At 58.9% G+C, this 23,504-nt stretch carries 23 protein-coding genes; 17 read left to right on the plus strand and 6 right to left on the minus strand.

The window, feature by feature from the left end; genetic code table 11:
* Nucleotides 1-45: 45 nt before the first annotated feature.
* From MHJ63_RS09065 to MHJ63_RS09115, 11 genes are all read left to right on the plus strand, one after another.
* The gene (locus MHJ63_RS09065) at nt 46-237 is read left to right on the plus strand and encodes a ubiquitin-like protein Pup (RefSeq protein ID WP_035755288.1); all 192 of its coding nucleotides are present in this window, start codon (nt 46-48) and stop codon (nt 235-237) included.
* Nucleotides 234-1,745 carry a proteasome accessory factor PafA2 family protein gene (locus MHJ63_RS09070; RefSeq protein WP_239447233.1) on the plus strand — a complete coding sequence of 504 codons (1,512 nt, stop codon included), beginning with the start codon at nt 234-236 and terminating at the stop codon, nt 1,743-1,745. The genes MHJ63_RS09065 and MHJ63_RS09070 overlap by 4 nt, the downstream gene beginning before the upstream one ends.
* A 228-nt stretch (nt 1,746-1,973) precedes the next feature.
* On the plus strand, nt 1,974-2,789 hold the full coding sequence (locus MHJ63_RS10075; protein ID WP_141739764.1) for an FKBP-type peptidyl-prolyl cis-trans isomerase: 816 nt from the start codon (nt 1,974-1,976) through the stop codon (nt 2,787-2,789).
* 62 nt (nt 2,790-2,851) lie between these two features.
* On the plus strand, nt 2,852-3,253 hold the full coding sequence (locus MHJ63_RS09080) for an FKBP-type peptidyl-prolyl cis-trans isomerase (RefSeq protein ID WP_035755282.1): 402 nt from the start codon (nt 2,852-2,854) through the stop codon (nt 3,251-3,253).
* Nucleotides 3,254-3,308: 55 nt separating this feature from the next.
* On the plus strand, nt 3,309-5,423 hold the full coding sequence (locus MHJ63_RS09085; protein ID WP_239447234.1) for a helix-turn-helix transcriptional regulator: 2,115 nt from the start codon (nt 3,309-3,311) through the stop codon (nt 5,421-5,423).
* 58 nt (nt 5,424-5,481) lie between these two features.
* Nucleotides 5,482-5,853 (plus strand): hypothetical protein, encoded by a 372-nt coding sequence (locus MHJ63_RS09090; RefSeq protein ID WP_239447235.1) that lies wholly within the window; start codon nt 5,482-5,484, stop codon nt 5,851-5,853.
* A 229-nt stretch (nt 5,854-6,082) separates the two neighbouring features.
* Nucleotides 6,083-6,355: a Sec-independent protein translocase subunit TatA gene (tatA, locus tag MHJ63_RS09095; RefSeq protein WP_239447236.1), complete on the plus strand. Its 273-nt coding sequence runs from the start codon at nt 6,083-6,085 to the stop codon at nt 6,353-6,355.
* A 46-nt stretch (nt 6,356-6,401) separates the two neighbouring features.
* Nucleotides 6,402-7,187, plus strand: coding sequence for a twin-arginine translocase subunit TatC (gene tatC / locus MHJ63_RS09100; RefSeq protein ID WP_070492097.1), 786 nt, complete (start codon nt 6,402-6,404; stop codon nt 7,185-7,187).
* A 72-nt stretch (nt 7,188-7,259) separates the two neighbouring features.
* Nucleotides 7,260-10,262 (plus strand): DEAD/DEAH box helicase, encoded by a 3,003-nt coding sequence (locus tag MHJ63_RS09105; protein ID WP_239447237.1) that lies wholly within the window; start codon nt 7,260-7,262, stop codon nt 10,260-10,262.
* Nucleotides 10,255-11,940, plus strand: coding sequence for an amidohydrolase (locus MHJ63_RS09110; protein ID WP_239447238.1), 1,686 nt, complete (start codon nt 10,255-10,257; stop codon nt 11,938-11,940). Before MHJ63_RS09105 ends, MHJ63_RS09110 begins: the two co-directional genes overlap by 8 nt.
* Nucleotides 11,941-12,022: 82 nt before the next feature.
* On the plus strand, nt 12,023-12,757 hold the full coding sequence (locus MHJ63_RS09115) for a polyprenol monophosphomannose synthase (RefSeq protein ID WP_035755266.1): 735 nt from the start codon (nt 12,023-12,025) through the stop codon (nt 12,755-12,757).
* A 116-nt stretch (nt 12,758-12,873) separates the two neighbouring features.
* On the opposite strand, the gene MHJ63_RS09120 is transcribed toward MHJ63_RS09115, so the two are convergent.
* The 5 genes from MHJ63_RS09120 to MHJ63_RS09140 form a co-directional block, all read right to left on the minus strand.
* Nucleotides 12,874-13,221, minus strand: a complete 348-nt coding sequence (locus tag MHJ63_RS09120) for an RNA polymerase-binding protein RbpA (RefSeq protein WP_035755262.1) — start codon at nt 13,219-13,221, stop codon at nt 12,874-12,876.
* A gap of 122 nt (nt 13,222-13,343) precedes the next feature.
* The gene (locus tag MHJ63_RS09125) at nt 13,344-14,318 is read right to left on the minus strand and encodes an SPFH domain-containing protein (protein WP_035755260.1); all 975 of its coding nucleotides are present in this window, start codon (nt 14,316-14,318) and stop codon (nt 13,344-13,346) included.
* A 3-nt stretch (nt 14,319-14,321) separates the two neighbouring features.
* Complete coding sequence (locus MHJ63_RS09130) at nt 14,322-14,783, minus strand: NfeD family protein (protein ID WP_035755257.1); 462 nt, start codon at nt 14,781-14,783, stop codon at nt 14,322-14,324.
* A gap of 111 nt (nt 14,784-14,894) precedes the next feature.
* Nucleotides 14,895-15,866, minus strand: coding sequence for a methyltransferase domain-containing protein (locus MHJ63_RS09135; protein WP_420876152.1), 972 nt, complete (start codon nt 15,864-15,866; stop codon nt 14,895-14,897).
* A 50-nt stretch (nt 15,867-15,916) separates the two neighbouring features.
* Nucleotides 15,917-16,570: a peptide deformylase gene (locus MHJ63_RS09140; RefSeq protein WP_239447240.1), complete on the minus strand. Its 654-nt coding sequence runs from the start codon at nt 16,568-16,570 to the stop codon at nt 15,917-15,919.
* A 172-nt stretch (nt 16,571-16,742) separates the two neighbouring features.
* On the opposite strand from MHJ63_RS09140, the gene MHJ63_RS09145 reads away from it, so the two are divergent.
* Both MHJ63_RS09145 and MHJ63_RS09150 read left to right on the plus strand, forming a co-directional pair.
* Complete coding sequence (locus tag MHJ63_RS09145; RefSeq protein ID WP_052048320.1) at nt 16,743-17,108, plus strand: DUF3054 domain-containing protein; 366 nt, start codon at nt 16,743-16,745, stop codon at nt 17,106-17,108.
* 163 nt (nt 17,109-17,271) lie between these two features.
* Nucleotides 17,272-17,553 carry an Lrp/AsnC family transcriptional regulator gene (locus MHJ63_RS09150; RefSeq protein WP_070492119.1) on the plus strand — a complete coding sequence of 94 codons (282 nt, stop codon included), beginning with the start codon at nt 17,272-17,274 and terminating at the stop codon, nt 17,551-17,553.
* A gap of 78 nt (nt 17,554-17,631) precedes the next feature.
* On the opposite strand, the gene trpD is transcribed toward MHJ63_RS09150, so the two are convergent.
* Complete coding sequence (gene trpD, locus MHJ63_RS09155; RefSeq protein ID WP_239447241.1) at nt 17,632-18,675, minus strand: anthranilate phosphoribosyltransferase; 1,044 nt, start codon at nt 18,673-18,675, stop codon at nt 17,632-17,634.
* A gap of 231 nt (nt 18,676-18,906) precedes the next feature.
* Between trpD and ctaE the strand changes: the two genes are divergently transcribed.
* From ctaE to qcrB, 4 genes are all read left to right on the plus strand, one after another.
* Entirely contained in the window at nt 18,907-19,557 is a 651-nt protein-coding gene (gene ctaE / locus MHJ63_RS09160; RefSeq protein WP_035755248.1) for an aa3-type cytochrome oxidase subunit III, read from the plus strand.
* Nucleotides 19,558-19,615: 58 nt separating this feature from the next.
* Nucleotides 19,616-20,416 carry a cytochrome bc1 complex diheme cytochrome c subunit gene (gene qcrC, locus MHJ63_RS09165; protein ID WP_035755245.1) on the plus strand — a complete coding sequence of 267 codons (801 nt, stop codon included), beginning with the start codon at nt 19,616-19,618 and terminating at the stop codon, nt 20,414-20,416.
* Nucleotides 20,417-20,498: 82 nt separating this feature from the next.
* A complete protein-coding gene (gene qcrA / locus MHJ63_RS09170; protein WP_035755244.1) occupies nt 20,499-21,554 on the plus strand; it encodes a cytochrome bc1 complex Rieske iron-sulfur subunit in 1,056 nt (351 codons plus the stop codon).
* 5 nt (nt 21,555-21,559) lie between these two features.
* Nucleotides 21,560-23,227 carry a cytochrome bc1 complex cytochrome b subunit gene (gene qcrB, locus MHJ63_RS09175; RefSeq protein WP_035755241.1) on the plus strand — a complete coding sequence of 556 codons (1,668 nt, stop codon included), beginning with the start codon at nt 21,560-21,562 and terminating at the stop codon, nt 23,225-23,227.
* Nucleotides 23,228-23,504: the final 277 nt, after the last annotated feature.

Consider the following 23,504-nt stretch of genomic DNA (forward strand, 5'->3'; position numbering starts at 1 on the left):
AGACCACCGGGAACTGAAACGGCATAGGGAAGTAGGGAGTAGAACATGGCCCAGGAACGCATCAACCAACAGAGCGAATCACCCGCGGAACAGAGCAACGAAACCGCGGACACCCCGCAGATCAACACGCAGGGTCAGGACGCAGGCGTGGATTCGATCCTCGATGAGATCGACGGATTATTGGAAAGCAACGCTTCCGAGTTCGTTTCCGGCTACGTGCAAAAGGGCGGGCAGTGAGCCAGCAGTACCCTGCCGCGAACCGGATTGTGGGCTTGGAAACCGAATACGGTCTTGCCTACAGCGCTCGTAGCGGGCGTGCCCCTGAGGTCGATGAGGTTGCCAAGCATTTATTTCAGCCGGTGATCGAATGGGGACGAGCGACCTCGGTGTTCCTACCGAACGGTTCGCGGCTCTATCTGGATGTCGGGTCCCACCCCGAGGTTGCTACCGCCGAATGCTCGATGCTGGGCGAGGTGCTCGAACAGGACCGTGCAGGGGCGCGGACCCTGGAACAGCTTGCACAGATAGCCGAGGACTCCTGGGAGGATTCACCCCATCCAGGGACCGTGCACCTGTTGCGTAATAACGTGGACTCCGCCGGTAACGCTTTCGGTTGCCACGAGAACTATATGATCCCGCGTAAGCTGGCTGCTGCCCGGCTGGCCCATACGCTCATCCCTTTTTTGGTAACACGCCCGTTGCTATGCGGCTCAGGCCATATCCGTTTGTTCGATGACAAACCCCGCTATGTGCTCTCTCCGCGCGCCCGGCACATGTGGGAGGCCGTTTCCTCAGGTTCGACCCGTTCCCGCCCGATGATCAACACCCGCGATGAACCACATGCGGATGCGGCTAAGCACCGGCGTCTGCACGTGATTGTGGGCGACACCAATGTGTCTGAGGCTTCCACCTTATTGAAGGTCGCTTCGACGTGGCTTGTTTTGGATTGGCTCGAGGCCGGTGGCGGGTCTGATCTTGGCGAGATAGCGCATCCGGTGGATGCGCTACGTGCCGTGTCTGATGACGCGGACGGGCACACGCTTGTGAACTTCGACAACGGCCGCCGGCTCAGCGCTGTAGATGTTCAGGAGTATTTCTATGAACAAGCCGCAGCTCACGCTCAACGAAGTGGGGCTGTGGAGCGTGACCCGCTAATGGCCACCGCACTGACGTTGTGGCGCCGAACCTTGGATGCGTGGCAGGCCGAAGACCTCAGCACTGTTGCCACAACTTTAGATTTTGAGGCTAAACGCAGACTCCTAGAACGCAATGCTGCCCGCCGCGGAGTGGACTGGAGCCATGCCTCCATGCGCCGCCTCGAACTCGCTTATCATGAGCTGGCCCAACCGGGTAGTTCCTCGTTGCAAGAAAAACTGGAAGCCGCTGGTCTCTTGGAGCGGATAACAGCACCCGATGCGGTTGAACACGCACGTACCAATCCACCGCGCACCACACGGGCATTCTCACGCGGTGCATTGATCGCTGCAGCTAAGACGTGCGGGGCGGGGTATAAAGCTGATTGGATGAGCTTCCGGCTCACAGATACTGCCGAAACGAAAGTGCTCATGCCAGACCCGCTTGAGGCGACATCGCAGGCAGCGGCGGAGCTGATCGGTGCACTTCCTCTGAACCGGGAATCGCTTGGCTCCGGCGAACACGTGCGTGGCGTAGAGAACACCGCCACCGACATCGACACAGTTTTCGCTTCACTTCCCGCGCGAAACATGGTCCCAGGTGGACTGTAGAGTTAACCCACGAATATCCACCCTCGTCTCTGCTCATACTGCGAAGGAAGGTTTTCAGTGCGCAAACTAGCGACTGCAACCCTAGTCGGCACCCTGGCCCTGTCTTTGGCCGCATGCTCGGGCTCCAAAGATGAACCCGCTAGCTCGGCGTCCGGAGATAGTCAACTTCAAACAACAGAACAAGACACGGACAAGGGAAACACTGGCGCACCTGCTGACTTGGACTCCGTGAAGATCACCCATGAGGGCAAAGACAAAGTCGCAGCGGACTTCAAGAACCCGCTCAAGGGCGAAAAAGCCACAGCCAAGCTCGTCAACAAGGGTGATGGCGCCAAGCTTAAGGACGGTCAGAGCGTCCAGTTGCGTCTGGCGACCTTCGATGCAGAAACGGGCAAGGAACTGCAGCCGGGTAGCTTCAAGCAGCCGCAAGCGCTCACACTCGACAAGGACGCACTCGTTGGTGTTGAAGGGCTCTACGACGGTCTCAAAGAAGCGACCGTAGGCTCCGACATCGCTTACTTCATCACCTCGCCTAGCGTTGACAGCCCGCAGTTGTGGGTCATCCATGTTGAGGATGCGAAAGACCCGTCAGTGAAGTGGAAGAAGTCTTCGGAAAAGGGCGATAAGCCAAGCTTAGACAAGGGTAAGAAAGACACCTACACGGTAACCATCCCTGAATCTGACGCACCTAAGAAACTCCAGGTCGACGTCATCGACGAAGGCACTAAGGGGCCTAAGGCCACCAAGGAATCCATGCTGACGGTGCGCTACTCCGGCGCTAAATGGTCCGATGCCAAACAGTTCGACGGTAACTTCGACGCACCTGAACCAAGCACGTTCGGGCTCAACCAGGTTATTCAAGGCTGGACGGAAGGCCTCGAAGGCCTCAAGGCCGGCACCACGGTATTGCTCACGATCCCGGGGGATAAAGCCTACGGCGAGGAATCCCCAGGGGACACCGGCAACCCACCAAAGGGCACGCTCGTGTTCCTCGTGACCATCGAGAAGGTTGAAACCCAGCGGGACGCAACCGACAACGACTAACCAGTCAAAACATCGACCTCACAGCCTAAACACCGACCTCCAAGACGCAGGAGAAAAGCAGTATGTCTTTTGGACAGCGGAACTTTGATATCGACCGCGAGAAACCAGAAATCGACTTCCCAGGTAGCGAGGTACCAACTGAGCTGAAAATCATCGATGAGATCGAAGGCACCGGCTCGGAAGTCGCACGCGGCTCGCACGTGACAACCCACTACGTCGGCGTTGCTTTCTCCACTGGAGAAGAGTTCGACGCGTCCTGGAACCGTGGCCAGCCACTCGAATTCACCGCAGGCATCGGTCAGGTTATTCAGGGTTGGGACGAAGGCCTGCTCGGCATGAAGGTTGGCGGGCGCCGCCGACTCGAAATCCCAGCCAACCTCGCATACGGCGAACACGGAGCACCTCCCGCGATCGGCCCTAACGAAGCCCTCATCTTCGTGGTTGATCTTCTGGCAGTGCGCTAGAAAAGGCGTGTTAGAAGCCCGGAGAGAATCTAGCGCACGAGGCTAAGAAGCAACAGTGAGCAGAAGCAACGTTAAGCCCGTGAGCCCTGCGGCGAAAGCCGTGGGGCTCATGCGCGTGCTTACCTCGACTCGCATAGGACTCACTGCAGCCATGCTCCGGGAACGTATCCCTGAGTATCGCGGCGTCAGCGACGCCGCTTTTGAACGTGCATTTGAACGCGATAAGAGCCGTCTGCGCGCGCTCGGGCTTGAACTCACTGTGGAAAGGCTCGAAGCTGACGGCTTAGGGGAGGTGCGCTACCGCATCGACCTGCCCGCGCACAGGCTACCTGAGCTTCATTTGAGCGAGACTGAACGGCTTGTGACCTCTCTTGCCGCGGCCGCTGTTGGGGGTAGCAGTTGGGGATCCCACGCGCGTCGAGCATCCGCTCGGCTCGTTGGTGGTGCATCCGATCGCCTCAGTGGTAGGGAAACCTCGGGGCTCGGAGCACGTGTCGAGCTGAGCAACCCGCCAGAGGCCGCTGAAGCGTTGATCCTGGCAGCCTTATGCGAATATCCGGTCGCGTTCGATTACCGTGCGGCCAACGGTGAACTGACCTCACGCAGAATCATGCCGTGGGGTGTGGGGCAGAAAGCGGGCCGTTGGTACATGTTCGGTGGGGACATCGAACGCGGGGGCGAACGGATGTTCAGGCTCGACCGCGTCCAAGGGCATGTCGCGCAAGCCAACGCACGCAAAACCGAAATGGTCCACGAGATCTATGGGCGCCCGGGTAAGTTTTCGATGCGTCAAGAGCTCGGCAGGTTGAGCGAGCGTGAGCCTCGCCATACGGTGCTGATCGCTGTTGCTGAAGGTACGGGAGCTGAGATGAAGGCTCGCGGCCGCAGCGTGGCTCACGGTGGTGGGGTAGAGGTCATCGAGATCCAGGGCGTCTATCCCGATGTGGTGCGGGAATGCGCGGCTATCGGGGCTGCCGTGGTCGATGCGGAAGCTGACATCGGTGTCCCGGAGCTTGATGTGACAGAAACCGATCAGCCCGAACGCGCAGCGCTCGAGGATGTTGAAGCGTTGATCGAGGCAGCCATTGCCGCGAATGCTGACCCAACAGGCGCTGATGCCGCGGCTCCGAGAGTGCGTATATCAGCAGGCGGAAGGCCTTCAACAGATCACGTCCTGGCTGATGTTGTGAGCTTGGTTGCTGTGATCCAGGGCGAAGGGATCACCGGCCTGGAAGACCTGGCGCATCGCTTCGGTGTGAGCGTCAGCGAAATCCAGCGACGGGTTGCAACCCTTGAGTTAGGTGCGCAGCTGACCGAAGACGCAGCGGGATCTCAAGAGAACTTTGCGTTGAGCATCGAGAACGGAAACGTTCAACTCACCGGAGGTGATGCGTTGAGGTACCCGCTCAACGTGTCATTGCAAGAAGCCACTGCATTACTTTTGGGCTGTCAACTGTTGGTTTCGATCCCAGGCATTGCCCCCACTGTCCATGCAGCGGCGCAGACTGTGATGCACAAACTGATGCAAGCACGCGAACAGCTCGGCGCCTTCGATAAGGTCGTCGCCATCGAGGCAGGAGAACCCGGCCACGAAACGGCAGGTTTTGCCCAGAAACTAGGCCAAGCGATCGCAGACCGGCGAACCGTTGAGCTCGAATATGCGGGCCTTGACGCCACCACGGAACGCAGCATCGATCCGCTCACTCTGATCAGGGTTGATGACAAGCTCTATGTGCGGGCGTGGTGCCATCTTCGAAGCGACGAGCGTACCTTCCTGTTGGAGCGCATCGTGCATATGAACATCACCGAGCGCGAAGCAACCCACACTCCGGTACGCCCGTACGGCGTTCAAGCGCGCGGTACCCAAGAGCAGGGCGAAGGGATCGACGCCCTGGTCGTGTTCGGCCCGAATGCAGAGTGGATGGCGCCCGCCTTCCGTCCCAGTGCCACCAAGCGCACCGAGCATGAACTCATCGGCCGCATCGAGGTGATCAGTGCTGAATGGGTCGCGCGTTCGGTCGCTGCAGCAGGCGGGGACATGCGCATCATCGCGCCGACCCAATTGCGGCACGACGTCAGCTTAGCGCTCGAGGGGTTACTCGATCGCTCACGGAAGTGCCGTACAGTGGGCACTGAACTGATTCGTGGCGTGACGGGATGCGCGCATTGAAGCAGATCCCGGCACACGATCCAAACCCCAACCATCAGGAGCAGAAGTGAATTGGTTCATGTGGACCTTGTTATGGCTCGCACTTTCCCTGGGGCTGATCGCGATGCTCGCCTGGGGCGCCCTGCACTTATGGCGTAAAGTGCGTGCTTCGCTCGTTGATGTGTCTCAAGCAAGTGAGAAGATCGCCGATGCGTTACAGACTGACGCTGAACCGGTCGCCTCGCTGAGCGCGGAAGGCCGCCACGGAACGCCCGTCGGCTGGGACGCCACCTTTGCTGACCCCGCCGTGGTGCGCGCGGCTCGAGCCAACCAACGCGATCATCGCGTTGAAGCGCGCCGGAAGCGCCGCATCGACATGCTGTGGGCCACAGGACGGCCACGCCGTTGGGAAGACATCCAGGACGTCGATGAGGACACCGCAGTCCGCTAGCGCCAACGATGCCGGCTATGCCCAGGCACAACGGCGAAACCTCAAGCCACACTCCGCCAAGCCTGAGTGCCGACGTCTCGGAACCGCGGGCGTCTCGCAATCACGGCGGTCTCGCAACCGCGGCCGTTGCTCACCTGCCTGGGTAGACCCCTGCACTAGAATAAGAGAAGTTAGATGACAACCCATGTTTGGCGGGTTGTCTCACCGAACGCTTGAAGGAGCAGCAACTATGCATCCGCCGTCACCCATGGCCTGGGCGATCATCATTGTCGTCATTCTTGTGCTCTTCGCGCTGCCCAAGTTGCCGACCATCGCGCGCAGCCTGGGTGAATCTACCCGCATCTTCAAATCCGAGATGCGGCAGATGAAGAAGGACGAAGAAGCGGCCAAGGCTTCCGAGAAGGATGGCAAGGCGGAATCCAGCTCGGCTGAGAACCAGCCCAAAGAGCCTCTTGAAGGCCGCATCGTAGACACCCCGCAGGCTCGGGAAGAGAACAAGTAAACCTTCAGTGGTGTCGAGCACTCGGCGGAAGAACACCGGCGGGCACATGCCCTTAAAGCGGCACTTTAAAGAGTTCCGCAACCGGCTCATTGTTTGCGTTATCACGCTACTGGTCACGTCCATCGTTGGCTTTTTCCTGTATAAGCCAGTCATGGCGTTCATGATCGAGCTCGTTTCCGATCTTGGTGGAACCATCAACTTCGGTTCAGCGATCGCCCCGCTCGATGTCATGATCAGGGTCGCCCTGTGGATCGGTATGGTCTTGGCGGCACCGATGTTCATCTGGCAGATCTGGGCGTTCATCGTCCCTGGCCTGTTACGGAAGGAAAAACGTCTCACGGTTTCCTTCATGGCGGCGGCGATCCCGCTGTTTCTGATGGGTGTGGCGCTCGGCATCTATGTGATCCCGCATGCGCTCCGGTTCTTCCTCTCGCTAACCCCTGACCAGGCGGACAACATCATCCCGGTCATGGACTTCTTGCCGTTCGTGACCCGCCTGACTCTCGCGTTCGGGATCGCGATGGTCCTACCGGTCGGGATGGTTGGGCTCAACTTGGTGGGTATTTTGCCTGCTAAGTCGATTCTGAAGCATTGGCGGATCACGGTGTTTCTGATCACCGTGTTCTCAGCTGTGGCCGCACCGGGTGGTGACGCGTTGAGCATGTTCTTCATCGCCGGTCCCATGCTGGTGCTGTTCATCGCGGCCACACTGTTCTGTTGGATCCTGGACCGGCGGCGGGCCAAACGCGAGGTCAAGAACCGCGAAGCGGCACCAACCGAGGTCGAGGCCGCTCGGGCCGTATCGGCGCCCAAAGGAAGTGATGAGCTTTAGACGACACCGCGGAAACCCGCCCACCGCGTCAACCGACCCCAGCAGGAGTCAAGAAAGCATCGAGGACAAGACGTGTCATCTGAAGTAGAGGGACTCAGCCCCGCCGAGCGCTTCCAAGCAGCAGCAGCCAGGCAACGCCGTAACCGGAACGAGGTCGGCCGGTTCACGTCGCAATTCTCGTTCGATTTGGATGAGTTCCAGCTCACGGCTTGTGACGCGCTTGAAGCCGGGCGCGATGTCCTGGTTGCCGCTCCGACAGGTGCCGGTAAGACCATCGTAGGTGAGTTCGCGGTGCACTTGGCGCTGGCCCGCGGCACTAAGGCGTTCTATACGACCCCGATCAAGGCGTTGTCGAACCAGAAGTTCTCTGACTTCGCCCACACGTATGGCGCCCATAACGTCGGGTTGCTGACGGGGGACACGAGCATCAACTCTGAGGCCCCGGTAGTTGTGATGACCACCGAGGTTCTCAGGAACATGCTGTATGCGGGCTCCACAACCCTCGAGGGACTTGAATATGTGGTCATGGACGAGGTCCACTACCTGGCGGATAAAGACCGGGGCGCGGTGTGGGAAGAGGTTATTCTGCATTTGCCGCAACGGGTCCAGGTGGTTTCGCTTTCGGCTACGGTTTCCAACGCTGAAGAGTTCGGCGGGTGGCTGAACTCAGTGCGCGGGGCCACCGATGTGGTGGTGACCGAGCACAGGCCTGTCCCGCTCAGTCAGCATGTTCTGGTGGGCAAGCAGCTGGTGGATCTGTTCGCTGAAGATGTTTCCTTCGAGGAGACCGCCGGTGTTGACCAACTGGTGAATCCGCACCTGCTGCGGCTTGCTCAGCAGCAAAACTCCCGTGGCGGTTTGAGGGATTGGCGCGCGCCACGAGGTAGCCGTTCACATGGTCGAAATGAGCGCGAGCGGCGTGGCCGCAACCGTCGTGGCGGGCGTGGCCGTCAAGGCGGGCGCGCTAAGCGTTCTAAAGAGTTCAAGGAAGATGCGCGGCGTTATAGCCGTGGGGAAAGCTACTCGGCGCACCGTGCTGAGGGGAGCGCTCATGCTCGCATTGGGCATGAACAGCATGAAGAACATCACCTCGTTCCGGCAAAGGCCCAACGGCCTGACGTGGTGATGACGCTGAAGAAAACGCACCTGTTGCCAGCGATCGTGTTCATTTTCTCGCGGAAGCAATGCGATCTCGCTGTCCAGCAGTGCATCAACGCGGGTCTGAGGCTTACGGACCAACACGAACAGAGGATCATCCGTGCCGAGCTGGATGAAGTAGCGCAGAATCTGCCTGCCGAAGACCTCGATGTGCTCGGCTATTGGCAGCTACGTGAGGGCTTGCTGCGAGGCATTGCCGCGCATCACGCCGGCATGGTTCCAGTGTTTAAGGAAGCCGTGGAGCGCCTGTTCGTGCGCGGGGTGGTTAAGGTCGTTTACGCGACGGAAACCCTCGCTCTGGGTATCAACATGCCCGCACGTTCAGTGGTGTTGGAGAAGCTCGATAAGTTCAACGGCGAAACACATGTCCCGATCACCCCGGGGGAGTACACCCAGCTCACCGGACGGGCCGGGCGCCGCGGAATCGATGTTGAAGGGCACGCGGTAGTGACGTGGCATCGAGGGATGGAGCCGGGCGAGGTTGCCGGGCTTGCCTCGAAGCGCACGTATCCGCTGAATTCAAGTTTCCGCCCAACCTACAACATGAGCCTCAACCTGGTTCGTCGGTTGGGGGCTCCGAAAGCGCGTGAAGTCCTTGAACGGTCTTTCGCTCAATACCAGGCCGATGCTTCTGTTGTGGGGCTTGCCCGCCAGCTGGATTCGCGTGAAGAATCCCTCGATGGCTACGCGGAAGCCATGCAGTGTCACTTGGGTGATTTCAAGGAATACGCGCAACTTCGTGCCGAGCTTTCTGCCGCGGAGAAAGCGGCTTCCTCGGGACGTAACCGTGCCCGCAAGAGCGCTATCGAGATGTCGCTGGAATCGCTAGTTCGCGGCGACATCGTTGAGGTGGGTGGCCGGCGCGGGCTTGGCGTTGTTGTGGTGACCCAACCCAGCCCGTCCTTGCGCGACCCGCGTCCGTTCGTGGTCACGATGGAAGGGGCGAGCCGCCGCCTGAGCGTCAATGACCTCGACGCTCCGGTTGAGGTTGTGGCGCGGGTCAAGGTTCCTAAGTCTTTTAAGGGAGCTTCCCCGAAGGAACGCATCGAGTTGGCTCGCCGGGCACGTAACGCAGCGGCCAACAGGTCGCCCAAGCACCGCCCGCGGACTGTGGGCTTCACGTTCCCGGGTCAGCAGGATGCGAACGAACGCATCGAAGAACTGCGTGCCAAGCTCAAAGACCACCCGTGCCACCAGTGCCCTGACCGTGAACAGCATGCGCGTTGGGCCGAGCGCTATCAGCGCCTCAAAAGAGAAACAGACCGCCTCCACGGAGAGATTCAGGCACGCACCAACTCGATCGCGCGAACCTTCGACCGTGTTCTGCACGTCTTGGAGGAGGTCGGCTACGTCAAGGGACGCGGCCAAGATGCGCGGGTCACTGACGCGGGCACTGTGATGCTGCGGATGTACGGCGAGCGCGATCTGTTGACGTGCCTGGTAGCTAATACGGGGTTGTTCTCTGGTCTTTCCCCTGCGGCGATGGCCGCGGCTGCGACGATGTTCGTGTTCATGCCTAAACGGGATGCGGATGTGGTTCCGCACGTGTGGCCTACCGGTGTTCGCCCGATCTGGGATGAAGCCGTGAGCATCGCTGAGGAGCTTTCTCACTTGGAGAAGAAGCACCACATCGAGCCGACGCCCGCCCCGGATTGTTCGCTTGTTCAGCCGATGCACAGTTGGGCGACGGGCGAGGACCTTGCTGATGCGCTTTTTGCGTCCCCGATTGAGGCCGGCGATTTTGTACGTTGGGCTAAGCAGACCATCGACTTTTTAGGTCAGGTTGCTAGCAACGAGGCGATTGCCCCGGATGTGTGTGCGAGTGCGGCGGCTGCGGCGGATCTGATCTCGCGAGGCATCGTGGAGGCCTCCTCGGTGGTCGAGGAAGCGTTAGAAGAAAAGGAGACGCATGACTAAGCCGGTCATGTATGTGGGCGCTGCGATTTATGCGCCGGAGGATCCGTTCGCCACTGCAATGTTGGTTGAGGACGGAACGATCGCGTGGATGGGTACCCACGCTGCTGCGAAGACGATCATCTCTGATGCCATGACGGTCGTTGATGTTGAAGGCGCACTCATCGCGCCGGCTTTCGTGGACTCTCACGCTCATATCACTGAGACCGGCAGGCATCTTTCGACTCTGCAGCTGGATCATGTGCGCTCCAAGACTGAGTTTCTGGATGAATTGTCCCGCTACGCGGCCGGCTTGGGCGAGAAACAGCGTGTTTTGGCGTCCGGTTGGGATGAGACGCTGTGGGATGAGGCGGCTTGTGAAGGTGACGCTGGAGTAGCGGACGGGGCAGCTTTGCCGACCGTAGCGGAACTGGACCGTGCGGTGGGGTCCCGCCCGGCCTATATTCTGCGTCGAGACTTGCACACGGCTCTGGCCTCGAGTGCGGCACTCACCGCGGCTGGCCTGGACGTTCCATCGGGTGATCTTGATGGTGCGTGGATGAGTGAACAAGAGCATCATGCGTTGCGAGAATGGGCGCTCACAGCTAGCGATGATGAACTGCGTGATTGGCAACGGAGAGCTTTGAGCAGTTTCGCTCAGACGGGGCATGCGCTGGTGACGGAGATGGCGGCACCGCACGTTTCGGGCGGGCGTGACCTCGAGGTTCTTCTGGCAACGTGCGAACAAGAGGCTCGGGCTTTCCCTTCGGTGGATGCGTTCTGGGCGCAGCTTGTCGAGACTGAAGAGCAGGCGCGCGAGCTCGTGGCGTCTTTCAGCTCCAACAGCCGTTACAGGCGTTTAGCTGGCATCGGCGGGGATTTGTCGATGGATGGTTCGATTGGCGCCTATACCGCGGCGCTTCGCCAGGATTATGCGGACGCGCCGGGGGAGAAGGGGCAGTTGCTGCTAACCCCTCGGCAGGTAGCGGCGCACGTGATCGCGTGCGTTACCGCGGGCGTCTCGACAGGCTTCCACGCGATCGGCGATGTGGCGCTGGACGCGCTCCTGGAAGGGTATCGGCTCGCCGCTGATGTGGTGGGTGCCCGTGCGATCCGGCAGCAACGGCACCGCATCGAACATGCTGAAATGCTGGATGCTGCACACATTGAGACGATGCTGGACTACGGCCTCACCGCGAGTGTTCAGCCGCGCTTCGATGAGTTGTGGGGTCATACAGGCGACATGTATGAGGCCCGCCTAGGCGTCGAGCGGGCTGGCGGTATGAACCCGTTCGGTTCGCTCTCTGCGGCGGGGGTTCCGCTCGTGTTCGGCTCGGATGCCCCGGTGACCCAGGCTCATCCGTGGAAGGCGATTCGTGCGGCGATGCATCACCACGATGCGCAACAGACTCTGCCTGCACGCGCGGGATTCCTCGCTCATACGCGCGCCGGCTACCGCGCCTTGAATAGTCCTGACCCTACGGCGGGCGTCTTGCGTTGGGGAGCTTCAGCCACGTTTGCGATCTGGGAACCGAGCGAGCTCGTGGTCGGTTCTGCTGATCAGTCGCGAACCAGTTTCTCAACGGATGCGCGGGCACGGACCCCGATGCTTCCGGACCTTGACGGTGAGAAGCTGCCGGAGTGCTGGGCGACGCTGCGGCATGGCGAAGTTTTATGGGACGCTCAAGGTTTGCACCCATAATGGTGTGGGCCGTTGCGCAGTCAGTGCTGTGCAACGGCCGCCTAAGCGTGGATGAGGATCGTGAAAGGTTAGACTAAACACTGTGCGTGTATTGACTATCATCCCTACATACAACGAGATTGAGACGCTCGAAAGCATCGTTAAGCGTGTTCGTGCCGCGGTTCCACACGTGGACGTTTTGATCGCCGATGACAACTCTCCTGACGGTACCGGCAAGCTCGCTGACGAGATCGCCGAGCACGATGAGCAGGTTTTCGTTCTGCACCGTCCGGGTAAGCAGGGCTTGGGTGCCGCATACCTCGCTGGTTTCGGGTGGGGTAAAGAGCGCGGCTATGACGTCTTGGTGGAGATGGACGCTGACGGCTCGCATCAGCCAGAGCAGTTGCCTCGCTTGCTGCGTGCGATCGAACGCGGCGCGGATGCCGTGATTGGTTCCCGTTGGGTTCCTGGGGGCGAGGTCAAGAACTGGCCGGCGTCCCGCAAGCTGCTTTCGAAGGCCGGATCGTTCGTCTCCCGCTTCTTCTTGGGCCTGAACTTGAAAGACATCACGGCTGGCTTGCGCGCATATAGGGTGGAGATTCTCACGGATGAGCTGCTCGGCTCGATTGAGTCTGTCGGCTACGGTTTCCAGATCGACATGACCTTCCAGATAGCACTGGCTGGACACAAGATCGTTGAGGTTCCCGTGACCTTCATCGACCGTGAGCTGGGCGAATCGAAGATGAGCGGCAACATCATCGTCGAAGCGTTGCTCAACGTTGTTCGATGGGGCCTGAAGGCTCGGGCGAAAAAGCTCGTTAGCTTGTTCAAGGGCTAAGCGTAAATCTGCTGAGCAACCCAACATACACGGTGAGGGGCGGTACCGATGTTCTCGGTACCGCCCCTCACCGTGTATGTACTCGGCCTTCTAGCGTTCAGCCGGTCGGGTGAGCCTTATTTCTTCGGCTTTTCTCCGCGGGCCTCACGCAACTGGTTCAAGCGGTCTTTGAGGATAACTTCGAGTTCGTCGAAAGAGCGACGCTCCAGCAGCATGTCCCAGTGGGTTCGAACCGGTTTTTCCTTGGTTGGTTCCTCTTCGCCACCGTCAATCCGCTTAGCCTTCTTGCCGGTCTTGGTGTACCAAACGGTCGGGACGTCGGCTTCGAGGGCGAAAACGACATCCATGCGTTCGCCGTCTTCAGTCTCGTAGGTTACGGTCTGACGAGCTGCAGGCTCGACACCTGCCTCAGACTCCATCGACTGAGATCCAAGACGCATACCGCGTAGGCTGCGATCGCTCACACATTCTCCTCAGTGTTTGCTTGTCGTTGTTTAATTCCAGTGAAAAATGATTCGCAGGGTGCAACAACGATGCCGGCGGAATTATTCCCGCACATCATGGTGCACCCTGCGAGCCAGGCAGGTTAGTTCTTCGCGTCCGTTCCAGCCGTCCCGCTGGCTTCGGAGGAATCCGAGGCGAAAGCGCTACCGAATGAAGCGCCAGGGCTGCCGAAGGCGTTGCCGAGGCCCTTCATTGCATCAGTGACATCGGTCGGGATGAACCAGAGCTTGTTCGATTCACCTTCGGCGATCTTTGGTAGCTGCTGCAGGTACTGGTACGCCAGCAGCTTAGGGGAGGCGTCAGCTGTGTGGACCGCTTCGAAGACGTTGCGGATCGCTTCAGCTTCACCTTGTGCACGCAAAACAGCGGCCTTCGCTTCACCCTCAGCCTTGAGGATCTGAGCCTGGCGTTCACCCTCAGCAGTCAGAATCTGGGACTGCTTGACGCCTTCTGCGGTGAGGATCGCGGCACGGCGGTCACGTTCAGCACGCATCTGCTTTTCCATCGAGTCCTGGATGGACATCGGCGGATCAATCGCCTTGAGCTCAACGCGGGATACGCGGATACCCCAGCGGCCGGTCGCCTCATCGAGAACACCGCGCAGCTGACCGTTGATGCGGTCACGCGAAGTCAGGGCTTCTTCAAGGTTCATGCCGCCGACCACGTTACGTAGCGTCGTGGTGGTCAGCTGCTCAACGGCGCGAATATAGTTCGCGATCTCGTAGGTGGCATCCTTCGCGTTAGTGACTTGGTAGTAGACAACGGTGTCAATGTTGACCACGAGGTTATCTTCGGTAATCACCGGCTGCGGCGGGAAGGTCTGAACCTGTTCACGCAAGTCGATGACCGGGCCGAGACGGTCGATGAACGGCACCACCAGGGTCAGGCCCGCTTTCGCGGTGCGGTGGTAACGGCCCAAACGTTCAACGATGCGTTCACGAGCCTGCGGGATGATGTGGATGGACTTGACTAAAACGATGAGCGCAATCACCACAACCACGAGCGCCACAACGAGCGCCGGGGAGAGGAACGGCTCCGAGGAGTCTACTGATGACATAGGTTAGCTTTCGTGTGTCCGGACAGGGGAGATGTAGGCCGTTGCACCCTGGATGCTGTCAATCGTGACGTATTCACCTGGTGCGATGCCTTGAGCAAGATTGGTGCGGGCGCTCCATTCGTCGCCTTCAACGCGGATGAGCCCGGTCTGCTTAGTGACTCGTTCAAGGACGAGGGCTTCACTGTTGATGAGCCGGGAAACGTTGGAGCGGGCGTCTGTGGTTCGTTTGCGCAACATCCGCATCGCGAAGGGCCGCAACGTTGTCATCAGGATCAAAGAAACCACACTGAACACGATGAGCTGCAACCAAAATTCAGCGTCGGCCAGCGATGTGAGGGTAGCGGCGAGGGCCCCACCTGCGAGCATCGCGAACCATAAATCGAGCGAGAGCATCTCGATTCCGAGCATGACGAGCATCACGATGAGCCAAAACGCCCAACCGTTTTCCATGATCCAATGCATCATGACCCTATCTTCGCATGAGTTAGGGAATTAGTGGATTTCACTGGTCTCATGGCTGCTGGTTCGCTGGGGACGCTCACTGTTTGAGCAGAATGATCAGTTTGAAAAGAATGTTCACTGTTTCTTGAAGGCGCTGATCATGACGTTGCATGTGACCTGCAAGGCTGAATGGGTCTGGGCCGTTTCGGGAACGTGCCTGTCCCATTCGCTTTCGACGCGCGCACGGATCTCATCGCGGCTGTGATGATGCCCGGCTGGACCCATGTGCGCTAGAGCCGATACCGCCTGAGGCTCTAGCAGCATCGTTTCTTTGAGGCTGTGTTCGCCCACAAGACGGAAACCGTGGCGAGCGGCATCAGCGAGCAGGTATTCCTGTTTTCCTTCTTGGATCGCTAAGAGGCCTGCGAGATCGCGTATCTCAGCCAGATGCTCAGGTAGGGGAGTCACCACGATCAGCGCGCCGGATGGTTTGAGTGCTCGGTCGAATTCCTCCCAGTTGCGAGGAGCAAATACATTGAGGATTGCATCGGCTGAATGTGTGGGGATAGGCCAAGTGCGCCACACATCCCACACGAGGGCCAAAACATTGTCGATGTGCGCGGCACGCTGCGCTGCGGCGGGAGAAATGTCGAACCCGATGCCGCGTGCGCCAGCGCCCAGCCCGGCGATTGCGTGGGCGAGGTAATAGCCTGTGCCGCATCCGGCATCGAGCACAAGGGGAGCGGAGCAATGATCCGCTCTCTCTTTCGTATCGCTTGTGTGGTCAAGGCTGGCGTGCTTTGTTATGGCCTCCCGGATGGTGCGCGCGATCGGTTCGTAGTGCCCCGCTTCAAGGAACTGAATGCGTGAGGCCACCATGTCGCGGCTATCCGGTGTGAACGAGGTGCCGCGGCCGGTCAGTAGATTGATGTGTCCTTGGCGGGCGGCATCGAAGCGGTGGCCTGAAGCACACGATGCGGTAGCTGGCTTCCCATTGCCCTTGTACTCGATGGTCAATGGCGAGGGCTCGATGCCACATACAGGGCAGGTCAAGGTCCACGAAAATCCGTGTGAATCTTGAGGGGCGACCTCTTTTGTATCATGCATTGTTATGCTAGTGTTGTTGTCAGCAGGGGAGAGGTGCGGTGAAGGGCGACTCAAAACTGCAACGCCTCGCGGACTTCATGAGGTGTCGGCTCGGCCCACAGCCCCGCGTAGTTCTCATCGGTGCAGATGCTACGGATGTGGGCTTTGTCGATATAGATGATGCCGGCCAAGTGGTCGGCCTCATGCTGGAAGATGCGAGCCTGCCAACCTGAAAGATCGCGAGTGTGTAGATTCCCGTCAAGGTCTTGCCATGTTGCGCGGATGTCAGCAGGGCGCTCGACTGCAGCCGTATAGCCTGGCATCGAAAGGCAGCCCTCGTAATGCGTAGCCGTTCGATCGCCGATCGGTTCATAGGACGGATTGAGTACGACCATGAGCTCGAGCTTTTCCCGTTCACGTGCCTCGGCGAAGCTAGCCGGTATTTCGTAGAGATCCTCGAGCACCGCCAAGCGAAGATTCACGCCGACCTGGGGTGCGGCAACGCCGACGCCCGGCGCGTCGTGCATTGTGGCGACCATGCGTTCAACGAGTTCGCGTAACTCAGGCGTATCAGATCCATCCCAGTCATCGCAGACCTGACGCAAGACAGGGTCGCCAACATGCACAAGCGGCAGAGGCTCTGAAGAAAACGGCGCGCGTTCTGGGGCGTCAGCTTGGGGCTCGTTGGAGTGGGTGCTGGAGTGATTGTTTGACTCAGAGGACATGTGCATCATTATCGCACTGGGAAATGGTTCACGATGGGCTGCATGGACTGGATGGACTGTATTGCGGCGTCGTCGCGGCACCTATATAAAAAGCGCCGATAATCTACATTATGTCAAGTAATGTTGTGGTGCCCACGCCCCACCGGGCTCTGCCCGGCATAGACTGATGTGTATGCAACGTTTCGTGTGGATCCTGTGGCTCATCGTCGATCTCGCCCTCATGCTTGTCTTCGCAACTACAGGGCGTAGCTCTCATAATGAAGAACTCAGCGCCGGCGGGATCTTCCAGGTCGCGTGGCCGTTCATGGTTGCGGTCCTGATCGCATTCGCAGTGACCCGCGGATGGCAAACCTACTGGAAGATCTGGCCGCACGGTTTCATCTATTGGGCGTTGGTCGTCGTGATTGGCGTTCTGCTACGGATCGTCGGCGGAGCCACTGCAGCACTGCCGTTCATTCTCGTGACAGCCGGTGTGCTGTTCCTGTTCTTGATTGGCCGCCGCATGATCAGCGGCCTCTTCATGCGCCACCGCGTCTGAACACCATTGGTGTGCCACTTCAGTGTTCATGTTTGTCTAAAAATGTATGGGCATATAGGTTGTGTGACTCCCCCGCGCGTACAGTGGTCTGCGAGTCCTAGATGCCCTGTCTAGGTTGCCCTGTCTAGATGCCCTGAATAAGTTGCCACGGATAAGGAGGGTCATGATTACCGCTTTTGTGATGATCGATGTTGAGGCCGAACGGATCCCGGAAACCGCCCAGGAGATTTCAGAGCTCGATGGCGTGGCTGAGGTGTACTCGGTTGCTGGTGGTGAATGGGACCTCATCGCTATCGTGCGTGTCATGAATCACGAAGACCTTGCTGAGGTTATCCCAAACCATCTCAATAAGGTCGAAGGTGTGGTCTCCACGACCACCAACATCGCTTTTCGAGCCTTCTCTCAACACGATCTTGAGGCAGCGTTTTCGCTGGGTCTCGAATAATAGATCCCTATATACGCGTGAGGCGTACCTAGCCGTTGGCCAGACCAGGTACGCCTCACGCGTTTAAGGATTTCCTCTTTATGCCTCTTGTGTCGCGGCAACCCAGGCTTCGAGAACCTTCTGAGCGGCACCCGAATCAGTCGATTGCTCGGCTACTGCGTACTTCGCGGCAATTCGCTCTTTGAAAGAGCCTGAGGCTTCCTTGTCAAAGGCGACCAACGCAGCGGCTGCGTTGAGCAGGACTGCATCCCTGATAGGCCCCTTCTCCCCCGCCAAAACCTCGCGAACCACCTGTGCGTTGTGTTCGGCGTCAGCTCCGCGCAGATCATCCAAGGTAGCTCGTGGAACACCGATGTCTTGGGCATCAAACATGAAGGTTTCGATGTTGCCGTCACGGACCTCCCATACTTTGTTTGAAGTGGTGGTCGTGAACTCATCAAGGCCATCCTCGCCACGGAAAACCAGCCCACGCTTGCCTCGCTTGGCAAGAACACCAGCCATGATCGGAGCCATCGGGGCGATCGCGCAACCAATAACCGAAGCGCTCGGGTCAGACGGGTTTGTGAGAGGACCCATGAAGTTGAAAGCCGTAGGCACCCCTAGTTGTGCACGTGCTGGAGCCGCGAACCGCATCGAGGGGTGAAAAACTTGCGCGAAACAGAACGTGAGGCCAGCCTTTTCAAGAACCGGAAGCAAATGCTCAGGCTGAACATCCAGCCGAACGCCAAGCGCGCCGATCACGTCAGCTGAACCTGAAGAGCTCGACGCGGCCCGGTTGCCGTGCTTCACCACACGCGCGCCAGCACCCGCGCACACAAGCGAGGCCATCGTTGAAATGTTGACTGTGTTCTGGCGGTCACCGCCCGTACCTACGATGTCGAGGGTCTCCCCCTCCACGTTGAGCGGTCGGGCCGCGGCGACCATCGAATCCACAAGCCCAGTGAACTCATCGACAGTCTCACCTTTGGTGCGCAACGCGATGAGGAAGCCGGCAACCTGCGCATCGGTTGCAGATCCCTGCATAATCTCACGCATCGCCCACGCTGCTTGGCTTGTCGTGATGTCACGACCCTCCATGAGGGGCGCGAGGATCTGGGGCCAGGTAAAAACTTCACTAGTCATCGTCACGTGGCCAGGTTACAAGGTCGAAGCGAAACAATCGGTGAACGTGACGCTAAGCACGTAACTCTGTTCCTCACACTGAACTCGGATTCTCTGAGACGGACACCGCCTTGCCTGGTTGTTTGTTTCGTAACCACGAGAACCCCGAGAGCAAGCGGTTAATAGGGCATGTACGACACCAGAGGCGGCGTGCCGTTGGGCAAAACGGGTCGAAATAGGGATAATGGGTCTGTGACCACTGCGACTTCATCACTCAGCAAGCAGGGGCAGGCCATTCCTCGCCGCCCCAACATGGTGGCCGTCGGAACCATCGTTTGGTTGTCGTCCGAACTGATGTTCTTCGCGGCTCTATTCGCCATGTATTTCTCCCTCAAGGCCACAAGGCCAGACGTCTGGGCAGCGGATACCCAGCATTTGGCCTTCCCTCTTGCCTTGATCAACTCGACGATCCTTGTGCTTTCGTCCTTCACCTGCCAGATCGGCGTGAACAAGGTCGAAGCGCACGGTAAGCCTGCGGTTCCGCGGCGTACCGGCGGCATCTTCGAGATTGGCAAGTGGGGGCTGGCGGAATGGTTCATCCTCTCGTTCCTGATGGGTGCCATCTTCGTTGCCGTCCAGGCCTTCGAATACACCGAATTGGTACAGGCAGGCGTGACGTTCTCGTCCTCGGCCTTCGGTTCCGCATTCTTCATCACCACAGGCTTCCACGGCCTGCACGTGATCGGCGGTCTGATTGCCTTCCTGATCGTCATTGGACGTACCTACATGGCACGCAACTTCGGTGCCCATGAAGCGTCCTCTGCCATGGTCGTCTCCTACTACTGGCACTTCGTCGACGTAGTGTGGGTGGCCCTGTTCATCATCATTTACATCCTGAAGTAGTCAACGGCTCCCACCGTCATCACTTCATTGCCCATAAACCCGAATTGAGGATCCGCACGTGAAGGCTTTGTCCCAGCGCCGGCGCTCCCCGCTAGCACTCCTCGCCCTGCTTGTGCTCGGCTTGGTTGTGACTGGTGGCGTATATACAGTTGCCGGTTCCGTAACTTCCGCCAATGCTGAAGCTCAGGCAACCGCCGAGGGCGACGTAGAAAACGGCAGCAAGCTTTTCTCCGCCAACTGCGCAACCTGCCACGGTGCTAACGCTGAAGGCTCCCCTGCTGGCCCAAGCCTGATTGGTGTTGGCGCTGCATCGGTTGACTTCCAGGTCGGTACCGGCCGCATGCCTATGCAGATGCAGGGCCCACAGGCTCAGATCAAACCGAAGCAGTTCTCCGAGCAGCAGACCGCTGACCTTGCGGCATATGTTGCATCCCTCGGTGCAGGACCAGCTGTCCCATCCAAGGAGACCCTGGATCACTCCAACCTGACTCCAGAAGAGATCGCTGACGGCGGCACGATCTTCCGCGTTAACTGCGCTATGTGCCACAACGCCGGTGCATCTGGTGGTGCTCTGACCCGTGGTAAGTTCGCGCCAACCATTCACGGTGTTTCTGAAAAGCACATCTATGAGGCCATGGTCACTGGTCCTCAGAACATGCCAGTCTTCAACGACACCAACCTCCCACCTGATCAGAAGCGCCAGGTTCTCGGCTACCTCAAGATGCTTGAGAACGAGGGCAACCCAGGCGGCTTCCCGCTCGGTGGTTTGGGTCCGGTGGCTGAAGGTCTGTTCATCTGGACTGCAGGTCTCGCCCTGATCATTTCGTTCACCATCTGGATCACGTCGCGTCGCGCCTAATGATCCACGTGCTCCCCAACTAATGTTGGGGACGCATCATGTCATCTCCACTTGCACATCTAAGAGAAGGTAGTAAGCCACTATGAGCGACGAACGTCACGGCAACCCGCACACGTCGGGTGCCGTCGATCCGGTCGGTCAGGGGGGAACTCCTAAGGAGTTCCAGAACCCCGGTCTACCGCCGCACACCCCGCGTATCACCGACGTAGATCCGAAGGCCGAGAAGCGCGCTTCTCGTCAAGTCTTCGTCTTGTTCCTGATCTCCATCTTGGGAACAATCCTGTTCTTCTTCGGTTACTTCGGAGTCGGCCACACCGGCATCGAAATCGGCACCAAGCTGCGCTTGCAGAACACGCTGATCGGTCTGGGTACCGCATTCGCGATGCTCGGTATCGGTCTTGGCGTCATCCACTGGGCTAAGTCCCTGATGCCAGACCATGAAGTTGTTGAAGAGCGCCACGAGATCGCTCCTGAGGCTGGCCGAGCTGAAGCTCAGCAGATGATCGAGGAGATCATCGAAGAGTCCGGCATGAGCCGCCGTAAGGTCCTCACCGGCACGCTCATCGGCGCAGCTGCTATCGCGCCGCTTCCAGCAATCTTCATGTTCCGCGACCTTGATCGCACCAAGAAGACCGCGAACCAGATGGTTGACTCTCTGCGTCACACTATGTGGCACGAAGGTGTCCGCCTCGTTCGTGACCCTTCAGGTCTGCCGATTAAGGCATCCGATATCCAGATCGGTTCTGCAGTGCACGTTATTCCTGAGGGCCTCAATGAGCTCAAGGAAGACAAGCTCAATGAGAAAGCCAAGGCTGTTGTGCTTGTCATGCGCCTGTCTGAAGACCGGATGCACATCTCCCCTGGTCGTGAAGACTGGCATGTCAACGGCATCGTTGCATACTCCAAGATTTGCACCCACGTTGGTTGCCCTATCGCACTGTACGAGCAGCACACGCACCACTTGCTGTGCCCATGCCACCAGTCGACGTTCGACCTCACGCAGGAGTGCAAGGTTGTCTTCGGCCCAGCGTCGCACGCTCTGCCGCAGCTTCCAATCACCGTTGACGACGAAGGCTTCCTTGTTGCGCGTAGCGACTTCCAGGAGCCTGTTGGCCCGAGCTACTGGGAGCGTGGTTGATCACTATGACTAATACGGTCACTGAATACGAGGCAAAGACCAAAACTGGTCGTATTGCCAACTTTGTGAACACCCGCACGGGCGCTCAGTCGCTCGTCAAGGAGTTCGGCCGCAAGGTCTTCCCTGACCACTGGTCGTTCATGTTCGGTGAGGTAGCCCTCTACTCGTTCGTGATCCTCCTTCTGTCCGGTACGTTCCTGACGTTCTTCTTCGATCCGTCGATGACGCACGTCACTTACGATGGCTCCTACCCTGGTCTCCAGGGAATCGGAATGTCCGCTGCCTACCACACCGCGTTGGACCTTTCCTTCGATGTGCGTGGCGGCCTGTTCATGCGTCAGCTACACCACTGGTCTGCACTGCTGTTTGTAGCAGCGATGTCCGTGCACATGTTGCGCGTGTTCTTCACCGGCGCGTTCCGCCGTCCACGTGAACTCAACTGGGTTGTCGGTTGCGTCCTGTTGATCCTTGGTCTCGCAGCTGGCTTCACCGGCTACTCGCTACCAGACGATCTGCTTTCCGGTAACGGTCTGCGCATTATCGATGGCGTTATCAAGGCCATCCCGATCGTTGGCACGTACATCTCGATGTTCCTGTTCGGCGGCGAGTTCCCAGGCGAGCACATTATTCCTCGCCTCTACGTGCTCCACATCCTCGTGGTTCCAGCGATGATCCTCGCGATGATTGTCGTCCACTTGATGATGGTCGTCGTTCACAAGCACACCCAGTACCCTGGCCCGGGCCGCACCAACAACAACGTGGTCGGCTACCCGGTTGGTCCTGTCTACGCAGCTAAGGCTGGCGGCTTCTTCTTCGTCGTCTTCGGTGCCTTGGCATTCATCTCGGGTGTCTTCCAGATCAACGCGATCTGGCACTACGGCCCATACGACCCATCGCCGGTCTCCGCGGGTACTCAGCCTGACTGGTACATCGGTTGGGTTGACGGCGCGTTGCGTCTCATGCCAGGTATGCTCGGCGACTTCTCGTTCGAGCGCGTCGTATCGCTCCCATGGGGTGACAACACCTTCGCATTCGCAGTGCTCTTGCCAGCGCTTGGCCCGGCTCTGTTCCTGTTCGCGCTGATGTTCGGCTGGCCATGGATCGAACGCTGGATCACCAAGGATAACCGCGAGCACCACATCCTCGACCGTCCACGTAACGCTCCGTTCCGTACGGCCGTTGGTGTTGCAGGTGTGATCTTCTACTGCGTCATGTGGGCTGCAGCGTCCTCTGACCTCGTAGCAACGCACTTCAAGGTTTCGCTCAACGACGTCACCTACTGGTTGCGTGTCCTGTTCTTCCTGGGCCCAATCCTCGGTTTCATCATTACCCGCCGAATCTGCATCGCGCTTCAGCGTAAGGACCGCGAGACCGTCCTGCACGGTAGCGAATCCGGCATCGTTCTGATGAGCCCAGACGGTGGTTTCCACGAGAAGCACAACGAGCTCAGCGAATACGACCGTTGGCGCTTGGTCTCCTACAACTCCCCTGCCTACATCCCGGCCCAGCCGGATGAAGACGGCAAGATCTCCAAGAAGGAGCGCCGCCGCGCCAAGTGGGCCAAGTTCTTCCTCGAGGACCGTGTTGCACCGGTCACCCCGGCAGAACTCGAAGCAGCTCACGAACACCACGATGAGATCGAAGGATCTGATCACCGTTCGGTAGAGAAGTAAGCTTCACTCCACACAACAGCTGAGGGTGGGTTCGAAACGAAAGTTTCGGACCCACCCTTTTGCGTTACCCGGTTCTTTCGACAGCATCCTTGTAGCCCGTAGTGCCTCATGTCAAGTTGATCGCGTAGCCCTAGTCGTGCCTCACAGAGATTGATTGCGTAGCCCTGCTTAGGCAGTATGGAGTTTCACCCCACCGGTTTGTCGTTTCCGTCGGTTCTGTTTCGCGTCTTCGACCTCAGCTGTGAGGACCTCAGTCTTCCAACTGGCTTTGGTGATG

It is taken from the genome of Pseudoglutamicibacter albus, from assembly GCF_022346425.1.
Lineage (GTDB): Bacteria > Actinomycetota > Actinomycetes > Actinomycetales > Micrococcaceae > Pseudoglutamicibacter > Pseudoglutamicibacter albus.